This is a genomic window from Altererythrobacter sp. GH1-8 (assembly GCF_043702085.1).
In the GTDB taxonomy this organism is placed as follows: domain Bacteria; phylum Pseudomonadota; class Alphaproteobacteria; order Sphingomonadales; family Sphingomonadaceae; genus Erythrobacter.
Map to the genome: position 1 here is coordinate 1173963 of NZ_CP171690.1, position 11038 is coordinate 1185000.

Below are 11038 nucleotides of genomic sequence, written 5' to 3' on the forward strand. Positions count from 1 at the left end.
GAGCGATGACCTTGGACCTCCTGCCTTTCGGCTCAACCGCTCTGATTACCGCCGTCGATTGGGACCAGATCCCGCGCGAAGACGCGCAGCGCCTGCGCGTGCTCGGGCTTGATGAAGGGGCCGAGGTCGGCCTCGCGCATCGCGGTGTATTCGGCGGCAAGGATCCGCTCGCGGTCACCATCGGACGGATGACAGTCGCACTGCGCCGTTCGCATGCCGCGGCAATGACAGTGCACGCAGAATGAGTAGCCTCCGCAGAGCAGCCCTCGTCGGCAATCCCAATGCGGGCAAGAGCGCGCTGTTCAACGCGCTCACCGGCGCGCGACAGAAAATCGCGAATTATCCCGGCGTGACGGTCGAACGAAAAGTCGGGCGCATCACGCTTGCTAACAGTGAGCCGATGGAGCTGGTCGATCTGCCCGGCAGCTATTCGCTTCACGACACCACCAGCCCCGACGAGGAAGTAACGCGCCAGCTGGTTCTCGGCGAATTTGAAGGCGAAGCGCAACCTGATGTGCTTGTCATCGTGCTCGATGCGGCAAATCTCGAGCAGCATCTGGTGTTTGCGCAGGAAGTGATCGCGCTGGGCCGTCCAACTGTGGTGGCGCTCAACATGGTGGACCTGGCGACGCGCGATGGGCTGACACTCGATGCAAACGCGCTAAGTCATGCGCTCGGCGTGCCGGTGGTCGAGACAGTGGCGGTCAGACGCCGCGGCCTTGAAGAACTGACCGCAGCGGTGGGCGATGCCAAGCGGCTTGATGACACGCTCGCTGAGGAGCGCCGCACCGGACATCTGACTCTGCCCGAACGACGGCTTGCAGCAAAGACCATCGCCAAGGCCGCGATCCTGTCGGAAAGCGGGACGCACCGCCTGCATTCAGGGCTCGACAAGGTCCTGCTTCATCCATGGGCGGGGCCGGTGATCCTGTTCGGACTGCTGTTCGTGATGTTCCAGGCGGTGTTCGCCTGGGCAGACCCGTTCATCGGGATGATCGAAGGCGCAACAGAGGCTGCGTCGGGCCTTGTGACGGCCAGCATGCCGGTGAGCATCGTCCGCGATTTCCTGACCGAAGGTCTGATCGCAGGCGTCGGCTCGGTGGTCGTATTCCTGCCGCAAATCGTGATCCTCTTCGCTTTCATTCTCGTAATGGAAGCGAGCGGATACATGGCGCGTGCGGCCTTCCTGATGGACCGGCTGATGGCGGGCGTGGGTTTGTCCGGTCGCAGCTTTATCCCGCTGCTATCCAGCTTCGCCTGCGCGATCCCAGGCATCATGGCGACCCGTTCGATCTCCGATCCCAAGGACCGGCTGACCACGATCCTGATCGCGCCGCTGATGACCTGTTCCGCCCGATTGCCAGTCTATGCCGTGATCATAGCCGCGGTGATTCCGGCGACGAGTGTAGGGCCCGGTGTTGGCTTGCAGGGCCTTGTCCTGTTCGGGCTATACATCGCGGGTATCCTTGGCGCGATGCTGGTCGCGCTGGTGCTGCGCCGCTCTGTCACCAAGGGGGCTGCGAGCGGTTTCATCATGGAGCTGCCGCGCTACCAGTGGCCGATCCTCAAGGATCTTCTGATCGGCCTATGGCAACGCGCCTGGGTTTTCCTGCGCCGCGCGGGAACGATCATCTTCGCCGCAACGGTTATACTGTGGCTGCTGCTGACCTTCCCCAAGGCAGGTGAGGGTGAGAACCAGCTCGACGCAAGCTTTGCCGGGCAGATCGCAACAGCCATGCATCCCGTGTTCGAGCCGGTCGGCTTCAATCGCGAAATGACTCTGGCAATTGTCCCAGCGATGGCGGCGCGCGAAGTCGCAGTGGCAAGCCTGGCGACCACTTATGCGGTTGATGCCGAGGACGAGGAAGCAACCGAGCTGGCGTTGCGCGATCAGATTGCCGCGCGCTGGAGCCTGCCGACTGCGCTTGCCTTCCTCGCATGGTTCGTGTTCGCGCCACAATGCCTATCTACCATCGCGGTTACCCGGCGCGAGACGAATGGTTGGAAATGGCCCGCCTTTATGCTCGCTTACCTGTTCGCGCTGGCCTATGTGTTCGCTGGCGCGACCTACTGGATCGCGACTGCGGCGGGGCTTTAACGCGCCTCGCCAAAGCGCCCTGTGTAAACTCGCATGAAAATTGCCTTAGCCGGGGTGGCGGAGAGCGCAGCCATTCGATAAGTCCCTTCCCAAGCAGACAAAGGGATTCTTGAAATGGCGGGTTCACTCAACAAGGTCATGCTGATTGGCAATCTGGGCGCGGACCCGGAAATCCGCAGCTTCCAGAACGGCGGCAAGGTTTGCAATCTGCGCATTGCCACCAGCGAAACCTGGAAGGATCGCAACACCGGCGAGCGTCAGGAGCGGACTGAGTGGCACACCGTTGCGATCTTTTCTGAAGGCCTCGTCAATGTCTGCGAGAATTACCTCAAGAAGGGTTCCAAGGTCTACGTCGAAGGCAAGCTCCAGACTCGCAAGTGGCAGGATCAGCAGGGCAATGACCGCTATTCCACCGAGGTCGTGCTGCGCGGTTATGACGGCACGCTGACCATGCTAGATGGAGCGGGCGGCGGCAGCGGTGGCGGTCGCTCAGGCGGGGGCGGCAATTACGGCGGCGGTGGCGGTTCGGGCGGCGGCTGGAACCAGGGAGGAGGCGACCAAGGCGGCGCCAACCAGGGTGGTGGTTCCAACTATGATGACTTGGACGACGATATTCCGTTTTGATCAATGTTTGCGGAGACGGTCGCCCAGAAAGCGGCCATTCCGCACAGTGATCCCAGAGCAAGAACCCAGAGTGGGCTGACGCTTGCCAGCATTATGAGCGCCATCGCAGGGGCGAGCACAGCAAGGCCTGTCCGCCAACCCGCGAACACGCCGAAGGTACAACCGACGAGCAGAAAGACCAGCCCGCGCCGCGCGATTTCGAACCCTGCGATGGTGAAGCTCTCGTCATGGCCAAGCGCGACGGAGCCGAGCGAAGCCAGACCACACAAGCCAGCAAGCAGGACAGGCACGAACCAGCGCGAACCGGTCCAGGCGGACCTTAGCCAGGCCAGCCCCGCGCCGAGAAAGAGTACGCTCGCCAGCCAGTCGCTCGGATAGCCTTTGGACGGGTCTAGATCGGCTGAAATGGCGAGGAAGGGCACGGCGAGCACAGCCGCACCGATCAGGAATCTGCGCTGATGGGTCATGATCGATTGAAACGCGCGAGTGGGTGTTTTCAGCAAGGGCAGGCCAACCGCCACCAGCACGATCGATATCCCCACAAGTTCGCTACCTTCCTCCACCATGGCACGCGCTGCCTTGAGGCCGCGCCCGTCCCAATTGATCGTGTGTTCGAGATATTCCTGAAACGCGACGCTGAGAAGGATTGCGAAGCCCAAGCCGAGAATAACGATCTGAACCCGCTCGCGCCCGCCATGCAGCAGCATCGTGAAGCCCGCGCGAATACTGAGATAGGCGATCACGACCCCCAACGGGATCGCCAGCGCCCAGCTGCCGGCGTGCATGCTTTGGCTGATCGTACCCATCCGCTCGTGGAGCGATCCGATCTCGTCCAGTGCGAGGAACAAAACGATCATTCCGAGCACGATCCACGCCTTGCGCAGCTTGGCGCGGGGGCTTTCGATGGCATTGTCGAGTGCGAGCATCGCGGCGACTGCGAGCAAGCTGCCTGACCACCAAGCCGCGAAATTGTGTTCCCAGCGAAGATTCCACTGCCATTCGAGCGGGATTGTCTCGGGCTGCAGCGAAATTTGGTAGGTAAGGCCGATCAAGGCCGCGCTGACCACGAGGATGGCGCAGTAGGCTAGACCGACCCAGACCAGTCCGATTGATTTGCTGTGCGCATCATCGACGCGCTGCCCCCCATCAAGCATTGATCCTCCGACACTGAGATGAGCGACCTGTTTGTGGCAATTCTAGTTCGGTGGAGTCATCAAGGCTACTTCAAACTGTAACATTTCTCCTAGGGGGCTCAGATTTCTTGCGCTCAGCTCTTCTTGAGGGCCGCCAGCGCTTCGGCCAGCGGGCCGGTTGGCGCATCATCGCCGGTGATACCGGCTTGCTTGCGGGCTGCCTCGGCATTGGGTCCCTCGGCATAGGGGTCAATCGCAAGGCCAAGCGATTGCGCGATTGCCTCGCCCAGATCAAAGCTCTCGCCGGAATAGCCCATTTCATCGAGGTCCTCTGCATCGAGTTCGATTTCGATATCTCCTTCCTCGAGTGCGGGATCACGGTCGATCAGGCTTTCCTCGACGAAGCGCAGCGCGAGCGGTTCGTTGAGGGATACCGTGAAGTCGTCGCCGGAAATGGCGCAGGCCTGTATGATGTCGGCGCGTAATACTCCCGTGGCGCGGACCGCCTTGCCATCTTCCTCAAGCTCGACTTCGGCGACAAGCGAGCTGATCGCAGGCAGGCCGAACCGAGCTGCTAGCGCTGCGCGTTCGGCATCGCTTGCTTCGAGCTTCAGCGTGTCGCCATGGAGCGGTTTAACTTTGACAAAACGCGAGAATTCCGACGCGCTCATGCGGTTGTCTTTGCGGCCAGCAGGTCATCATCCGACAAAGCGGAAAGATCATCCATTAGCGAAAGCAACTTTGTGGCCGCGCATTGCGGCGATCCGCCGTCATTGAAGGTGATATTGCGCTCCACTGCGCTGGTCAGAGCCTCGAGATCGCGATTGTTGAGCGCGGGCCGATAGGCGCCAAGCCTGCCGCCAAGCGAGCTCATTACCTTGCCCATGCGCTTGCCAACGACGACATCGTTGACGCCAAGTTCGCGCATCTGGCCCTCCATGTCCTCGACGAACAGTTCCGCAAACAACGCGCTCTCCGTGCGCATTTCGCTCGTTTCGAGCCGCACCATAACACAAGCTGTGACTGCCGTGATCATGTCGAACCGCCCAGCGACCGTGTCTGCCACCAGGCACTCGGAATAGAATTCCGCCGTACGTGCCAGAGTGACCGCCCGGTGCCATAGAGGGCGAAGCGCTTCGCGCGGATCAGGCTCGGTTCCAAGCAGGCGGGAGAGAAACGACATTGGGCACGGGCTCCTTGGGCATTACCTGCCTGCTTGCCACTGGCGTTCAGGCACAATTCAAATCTTTTGCCCCAGCGACGGTCATGCGCGCCGTTGCAAGCTGCGCTCCATCGCCTTAAGGCATGTGTATCGTGATATAGGAAGCGTTGAAGACGGAGCAAAGGTTCCAGTGCTCGACGAATTTTTGAAAAGGTTGGCGGGTTCTATGACGACAGGTCAGAAGATCTGGAAGAATGTAGCAAGGGTTGCCGTTCTGACTGCATGTGGAACAGCGCTCGCCGGGTGCAGTTCGATCCGCGAATCGCGCGGCTATGTGGTCGATAATGTGCTGCTGACCTCGGTCCAGCCGGAAATCGACAACAAGCAATCTGTTGAAGGCACTCTAGGACGCCCGACCTTTACCAGTCAGTTCGGCGAACCCACTTGGTATTATGTTTCCAGCGTGACTGGCCGAAAGCCCTTCGTGCGCCCGCGCATTCGCACGCATTCTGTGCTCGCCGTCCAGTTTGACGAAGCGGGCAACGTGAAATCGGTCGAGCGTTCCGGCATGGAACAAGTCGTTGATCTGCGCCCCGATGGCGATGAGACGCCGACCCTCGGCCGTGAGCGCGGTTTCCTTGAAGACCTGTTCGGCAATATCGGCACGGTCGGCGCACCGGGTGCAGGCGCAGGTGGTCCGGGAGGCCCGTAGAGCTTACCCGCCCCTTCCAGCTTGACGGTCGGGGAGTGCACCCCATATCCCGCGGCATGGATTATAAAAACGACGCGCATGGCCTTGTCCAATGGCACGGCACCACCATCATCGGCGTAAAGCGCAATGGCAAGACTGTGATTGCGGGGGACGGCCAGGTCTCCATGGGCAACACGGTAATGAAGCCGAACGCAAAGAAGGTTCGCCGGATCGGCGAAGGCGGCGAGGTAATCGCTGGCTTTGCTGGTGCGACTGCAGACGCGTTTACTCTGTTCGAACGGCTGGAAAAGAAGCTCGAGCAGTATCGCGGCCAATTACTGCGAGCGGCAGTGGAACTCGCCAAGGATTGGCGCACCGACAAATACCTGCGCAACCTTGAAGCGCTGATGATAGTTGCAGACAAGGATGTGCTGCTGGTGCTGACCGGCAACGGCGACGTTCTCGAGCCTGAGGGGGGCATTGCGGCAATAGGTTCGGGCGGAAATTACGCCCTCGCTGCTGCCCGCGCGCTTTCCGATTACGAAGAAGATGCGGAAACCATCGCAACCAAGGCAATGGCCGTTGCGGCTGAGATTTGCGTTTTCACTAATGGCAATCTGACGATTGAAACCGTCTAACGGAACCTTCGCAATAATGACAGATAATCTCACTCCCAAGGCGATTGTCGCTGCGCTCGACGAGCATATCATTGGCCAGAAGGATGCCAAGCGGGCGGTCGCCGTGGCGCTGCGAAATCGCTGGCGGCGGCAGCGGCTCGGACCGGAGCTGCGCGAAGAAGTGACGCCGAAGAACATCCTCATGATCGGGCCCACGGGCTGCGGCAAGACGGAGATCAGCCGCCGGCTGGCGAAGCTCGCCGAAGCCCCGTTCGTGAAGGTCGAGGCAACTAAGTTTACCGAAGTCGGCTATGTCGGCCGCGACGTCGAACAGATCGCGCGCGACCTCGTCGAGGAAGCGATCCGGTTGGAAAAGGACCGCCGCCGCGAAGCGGTGCGCGAGGCCGCGAGCGAGGCCGCGATGGAGCGCCTACTCAATGCGCTGGTCGGCGAGAACGCCTCTGAAGCGACTCGCGAAGCGTTCCGCGAGCGCATCGTCGAGAACGCGATGAATGACACTGAAGTCGAAATCGATATCGAGGAAGCGCCTGCTATGCCGTTCGACATGGGCGGGATGGGCGGCAATGTCGGCATGATCGACCTCTCCGACATGTTCGGCAAGGCGATGGGCAAGAAGCCGACCAAGCGCCGCAAGCTGAAAGTCCCCGATGCCTGGGACAAGCTGGTCGATGAAGAAGCCGAAAAGCGCATGGACCAGGACGATGTCGCCCGGGTCGCGCTCCAGAATGCGGAAACCAACGGGATCGTGTTCCTCGACGAGATCGACAAGATCGCGGTCAGTGATGTGCGCGGCGGCAGTGTCAGCCGCGAAGGCGTGCAGCGCGATCTGCTGCCGCTGATCGAAGGCACGACAGTCTCGACCAAGCACGGCCCGATGAAAACCGATCACGTGCTGTTCATTGCTTCAGGTGCGTTTCATGTCGCCAAGCCGTCTGACATGCTGCCCGAATTACAGGGCCGCTTGCCGATCCGTGTAAATTTGCGTGCACTGACGGAGGAGGACTTCGTCCGCATCCTGAGCGAAACGCGGGCCAATCTGGTGCAGCAGTACAAGGCGCTCATCGGGACGGAGAAGGTCGAGCTCGACTTCAGGGATGATGCGATTGCGGAAGTCGCGAAGATCGCGGCGCAAGTGAACGAAAGCGTCGAGAATATCGGCGCGCGGCGGTTGCAGACGGTGATGGAAAAGCTGCTCGAGGAAATCAGTTTCGAAGCGGAAGATCATGCGGGTGAGACCGTGATGATCGATGCCGCCTATGTGCGCGATAAGCTCACCGATTTGGCAGGAGATAGCGACCTTTCCAAGTATATCCTGTGAAGCTCCGGGCCCCTCTTTTATCGCTCTATATATCAATTGGATGAGCGCTTCGTTTGGAGCGACTCGCAAGCGGTGTTAGCCTCCCCCACCTAACGAAGGGGGAATTGCTATGAAGATATATCTCGCTCTGAGCGCTGTTCTGGTTCTGGCTGCCTGTGCGCAACCTGCGGAAACAGAGACAGAGGAAGTACCGGTCGAAGAAGTCGCCGCCTATGATGGCAGCGTTGCGCCGGGCGACTATACCGTCGACTACGGTGAAGCCACTGCCCCTTTCTCAATCGACGCGGATGGTAACTGGACCAGTGTTGACGAGGAAGGCAATCCGACAGAGGGCACGTCTGAAATTGTTGATGGCAAGATCTGCTTCACCGCGGCTGGTCAGGAAGAAGCGGAGTGCTGGACCAATGAAGCGCCTGGGGCGGATGGCAGCTTCTCTTCGACCAGCGATGCTGGCGAGACAGTTACGGTGACGCCGACCGCGGCAGAGGCTGAGGCAGCCGGCTGATCCGCTCTGCATCATGACACAAAAAGGGCGGCCATCGTGCCGCCCTTTCTTTTGCTCGTTGGGAAGTAAACCTGCCCTGACTAAGGATGCGGGGCCAAACCAATTTCAACGCCGGTCTTGTCGGTCAGGGCAAACCTGTCGACCAGGTCCGCGCTCGCGGTGTTCAACCCGGTAACTTCCACGCTTCGCCCGTTGCGGCGCATCCGCTCGACCACTTTGTCGAGCGCGTCGATTGCGGAAATATCCCAGAAATGCGCAGATGAAACATCGATCACGACATGCGATGCGGGATCAGGCTGCGTGCTTTCCGGGCCAAGCGCTTCAGTAAAGCGGTCGACACTGGCGAAGAAGATTTGCCCGGTGGCGGTGTAGACGGCTGTGTCGCCTTCGCGGTGGCGAGAGACGCTGAACATGCCCATCACCTTTTGCGTGAAGAAAATGCCCGACAGCAGCACGCCTGCAAGCACGCCGAGCGCGAGGTTATGCGTCGCCACCACGACCACGACGGTCGTGACCATGACGACAGAGCTTTGCCATGGGTGCTTTTGCAGGTTGGGGATCGAATTCCAGCTGAAAGTCCCGATGCTGACCATGATCATGATCGCAACCAGCGCTGCCATCGGGATCTGGCCCACCAGCGGGCCGAGCAGCCACAGCAGTATCAGCAGAGTAAGCCCGGCAGTGAAGGTCGATAGCCGTCCGCGCCCGCCGCTGGTCACGTTGATGACCGATTGCCCGATCATCGCGCAGCCGCCCATCCCGCCGAAGAAGGCTGTAATGATGTTTGCTGCGCCCTGGCCAGCGCTCTCGCGGCGCTTGTTGCTGGTGGTGTGCGTCATGTCATCGACGATCTGCGCAGTCAGCAGGCTTTCCAGCAGGCCAACCGCCGCCATGGTGGCAGAGTATGGCGCAATGATCGTGAATGTCTCCCACGTCAGCGGCACGTCTGGCATCACGAAGAACGGCAGGCCTTCGGGCAGCTCGCCCATGTCGCTGACGGTGTTCACGTCCATGTCGAGCCCGATGGTGATGCAGCCGAGCACGATGATCGCAACAAGTGGTGAAGGGATCGCCGTTGTAACGCGGGGCAGAAGGTAGATGATTGCGAGCGCGCCCGCGACCAGCGGATAGGTCATCCACGGCACGTCGATCAGCTGCGGCAGCTGCGCCATAAAGATAAGGATCGCAAGCGCGTTGACGAAGCCGGTAATGACTGAGCGGCTGACAAACTGCATCAGCAGATCGAGCCGCAAGAGCGCGGCGATCGCTTGGAAAATCCCCATCAGGATCGTCGCTGCAAAGAGGTACTCGACCCCGTGATCACGCACCAGCGGCACGACAACGACGGCCACGGCAGCAGTCGCCGCTGAAATCATCCCGGGCCTGCCGCCAGTAAAGGCAATCACTATTGCAATCGTGATTGATGCATAAAGGCCCACGCGCGGATCGACCCCCGCGATAATGGAAAAGCCAATCGCTTCCGGAATAAGCGCAAGAGCAACGACTATGCCAGCCAGGATTTCAGCACGCGGGTTCGCGAGCCAGTCGCGTTTAAGCGCGGCTGTATCGATCATGATGTCTTGTCCGTTTCTGGATACGCGCGCGAAGAGGGAGAGGAAGGCGCGCTGTTCGTGTTTAGGCGCGCCATACTTGCTGCGTCCCACAATGCAAGACGCACGGCCGCCTATTCAGGCGTGTTCAGACCGGCTATCAGCCAGAAACGGGAGCTTCTTTTTCCTGCTCTGCCTGCTGGCGCGCCCACATTTCCGCATAAAGTCCGCCACGCGCGAGCAACTCACCATGCGTCCCGCGCTCTGCGAGTTGGCCCTGATCGAGTACAAGGATCTGGTCGGCATCGGCGATCGTGGAAAGCCGGTGCGCGATCGCGATGGTAGTGCGATCTTCCGCAATGCGGCGCAGCGTCGCAAGAATGTCTTGCTCCGTGCGGCTGTCGAGCGCGCTGGTTGCTTCATCGAGCAGCAGGATCGGCGGGTTCTTGACGAGCGTTCGGGCGATCGCAACGCGCTGCTTTTCCCCGCCTGAGAGTTTGAGCCCGCGTTCACCCACTTCGGTTTCAAGCCCAAGCGGCTGCGCTTCGATGAACGGCATGATCGCCGCATCGCGCGCGGCGCGCAGCACGTCTTCCTCGCTCGCGGAATTGCTGCCATAGGCAATATTGTATCGCAGCGTGTCGTTGAACAGCACGCTGTCTTGCGGGACGATGCCGATGCTCGCGCGCAGGCTTGCTTGCGTGACCTCGGCAATATCCTGTCCGTCGATGCAGATGCGCCCCGATTGCGGATCGTAGAACCGGAACAGCAGGCGCGCGATGGTGCTCTTTCCGGCGCCCGAAGGACCGACGATTGCGGTTTGTGATCCGGCAGGGACTTCAAAGCTGAGGCCTCGCAAGATTTCGCGCCCGTCTTCATATTGGAAACGCACATCCTCAAAGCGAATTGCCGCGCGCTCCACCCGGAGAGCTGGTGCACCGGGCTTGTCTTCGACCTCTACCGATGTGTCGATCAGATTGAACATGGCGCCCATATCGACCAGCCCCTGCCGGATCGAGCGATAGACGAAGCCGAGCAGATCAAGCGGGCGGAAGAGCTGCAGCAAGTATGTGTTGACGAACACCAGATCGCCCACGGTAAAACGTCCTTCGCTCCAGCCCCATACGCTGTACGCCATTGCCCCTGCCATCAGCAGGTTGGTGATTGCAGCCTGAGCGATGTTAAGCAGGCCGAGCGAGTTCTCGGACTTGATCGCCGCTCTGGCATAGCTGGTGGCAGCGTCGCCATAGCGTGCTTCCTCGCGGGCCTCGGCACCGAAGTACTTCACAGTCTCATAATTGAGGAGCGAGTCGACCGCG

12 protein-coding genes (1 of these 12 running past the window's edge) are annotated in these 11038 nt (G+C 60.5%); 7 read left to right on the forward strand and 5 right to left on the reverse strand.

The features are described from left to right. Nucleotides 1–5 precede the first annotated feature (5 nt). The 3 genes from ACG9DO_RS05720 to ssb all read left to right on the forward strand — a co-directional run bounded on the left by ACG9DO_RS05720 (nt 6) and on the right by ssb (nt 2722). Nucleotides 6–245 carry a ferrous iron transport protein A gene (locus ACG9DO_RS05720; RefSeq protein ID WP_394730763.1) on the forward strand — a complete coding sequence of 80 codons (240 nt, stop codon included), beginning with the start codon at nt 6–8 and terminating at the stop codon, nt 243–245. Continuing rightward, entirely contained in the window at nt 242–2098 is a 1857-nt protein-coding gene (locus ACG9DO_RS05725) for a ferrous iron transporter B (RefSeq protein WP_394730764.1), read from the forward strand. The genes ACG9DO_RS05720 and ACG9DO_RS05725 overlap by 4 nt, the downstream gene beginning before the upstream one ends. A 114-nt stretch (nt 2099–2212) precedes the next feature. Beyond that, complete coding sequence (ssb, locus tag ACG9DO_RS05730; RefSeq protein ID WP_394730765.1) at nt 2213–2722, forward strand: single-stranded DNA-binding protein; 510 nt, start codon at nt 2213–2215, stop codon at nt 2720–2722. Here the strand turns inward: ssb and ACG9DO_RS05735 are convergent. The 3 genes from ACG9DO_RS05735 to ACG9DO_RS05745 all read right to left on the reverse strand — a co-directional run bounded on the left by ACG9DO_RS05735 (nt 2689) and on the right by ACG9DO_RS05745 (nt 5038). Continuing rightward, entirely contained in the window at nt 2689–3876 is a 1188-nt protein-coding gene (locus ACG9DO_RS05735) for a hypothetical protein (RefSeq protein ID WP_394730766.1), read from the reverse strand. The genes ssb and ACG9DO_RS05735 overlap by 34 nt on opposite strands. A gap of 113 nt (nt 3877–3989) precedes the next feature. After that, a complete protein-coding gene (locus tag ACG9DO_RS05740; RefSeq protein WP_394730767.1) occupies nt 3990–4526 on the reverse strand; it encodes a YceD family protein in 537 nt (178 codons plus the stop codon). Then, entirely contained in the window at nt 4523–5038 is a 516-nt protein-coding gene (locus ACG9DO_RS05745) for a ubiquinol-cytochrome C chaperone family protein (protein ID WP_394730768.1), read from the reverse strand. Before ACG9DO_RS05745 ends, ACG9DO_RS05740 begins: the two co-directional genes overlap by 4 nt. Before the next feature lie 205 nt (nt 5039–5243). On the opposite strand from ACG9DO_RS05745, the gene ACG9DO_RS05750 reads away from it, so the two are divergent. The 4 genes from ACG9DO_RS05750 (at nt 5244) to ACG9DO_RS05765 (ending at nt 8169) form a co-directional block, all read left to right on the forward strand. Further along, the gene (locus ACG9DO_RS05750; protein WP_394730769.1) at nt 5244–5729 is read left to right on the forward strand and encodes an outer membrane protein assembly factor BamE; all 486 of its coding nucleotides are present in this window, start codon (nt 5244–5246) and stop codon (nt 5727–5729) included. Nucleotides 5730–5785: 56 nt separating this feature from the next. Next, complete coding sequence (hslV, locus tag ACG9DO_RS05755; RefSeq protein WP_394730770.1) at nt 5786–6346, forward strand: ATP-dependent protease subunit HslV; 561 nt, start codon at nt 5786–5788, stop codon at nt 6344–6346. Between the two features lie 16 nt (nt 6347–6362). Continuing rightward, nucleotides 6363–7664, forward strand: coding sequence for an ATP-dependent protease ATPase subunit HslU (hslU, locus tag ACG9DO_RS05760; RefSeq protein ID WP_394730771.1), 1302 nt, complete (start codon nt 6363–6365; stop codon nt 7662–7664). Between the two features lie 109 nt (nt 7665–7773). Beyond that, entirely contained in the window at nt 7774–8169 is a 396-nt protein-coding gene (locus tag ACG9DO_RS05765; RefSeq protein WP_394730772.1) for a hypothetical protein, read from the forward strand. A gap of 80 nt (nt 8170–8249) precedes the next feature. Here ACG9DO_RS05765 and ACG9DO_RS05770 read toward each other — a convergent pair whose 3' ends face one another. Continuing rightward, complete coding sequence (locus ACG9DO_RS05770; protein WP_394730773.1) at nt 8250–9743, reverse strand: SulP family inorganic anion transporter; 1494 nt, start codon at nt 9741–9743, stop codon at nt 8250–8252. A gap of 136 nt (nt 9744–9879) precedes the next feature. Then, nucleotides 9880–11038: the 3' portion of an ABCB family ABC transporter ATP-binding protein/permease gene (locus tag ACG9DO_RS05775; RefSeq protein WP_394731207.1), read on the reverse strand. The gene runs 665 nt beyond the window's last position; 1159 of the gene's 1824 nt are visible here — the last part of the coding sequence; the start codon falls outside the window, past its right edge; its stop codon occupies nt 9880–9882.

Coding starts and splice junctions, on each gene's coding strand:
- ACG9DO_RS05765 (WP_394730772.1), top strand. CDS start 7,774: ATGAAGATATATCTCGCTCTGAGCGCTGTTCTGGTTCTGGCTGCCTGT.
- ACG9DO_RS05735 (WP_394730766.1), bottom strand. CDS start 3,876: ATGCTTGATGGGGGGCAGCGCGTCGATGATGCGCACAGCAAATCAATC.
- ssb (WP_394730765.1), top strand. CDS start 2,213: ATGGCGGGTTCACTCAACAAGGTCATGCTGATTGGCAATCTGGGCGCG.
- ACG9DO_RS05720 (WP_394730763.1), top strand. CDS start 6: ATGACCTTGGACCTCCTGCCTTTCGGCTCAACCGCTCTGATTACCGCC.
- ACG9DO_RS05750 (WP_394730769.1), top strand. CDS start 5,244: ATGACGACAGGTCAGAAGATCTGGAAGAATGTAGCAAGGGTTGCCGTT.
- hslV (WP_394730770.1), top strand. CDS start 5,786: ATGGATTATAAAAACGACGCGCATGGCCTTGTCCAATGGCACGGCACC.
- ACG9DO_RS05725 (WP_394730764.1), top strand. CDS start 242: ATGAGTAGCCTCCGCAGAGCAGCCCTCGTCGGCAATCCCAATGCGGGC.
- ACG9DO_RS05770 (WP_394730773.1), bottom strand. CDS start 9,743: ATGATCGATACAGCCGCGCTTAAACGCGACTGGCTCGCGAACCCGCGT.
- hslU (WP_394730771.1), top strand. CDS start 6,363: ATGACAGATAATCTCACTCCCAAGGCGATTGTCGCTGCGCTCGACGAG.
- ACG9DO_RS05740 (WP_394730767.1), bottom strand. CDS start 4,526: ATGAGCGCGTCGGAATTCTCGCGTTTTGTCAAAGTTAAACCGCTCCAT.
- ACG9DO_RS05745 (WP_394730768.1), bottom strand. CDS start 5,038: ATGTCGTTTCTCTCCCGCCTGCTTGGAACCGAGCCTGATCCGCGCGAA.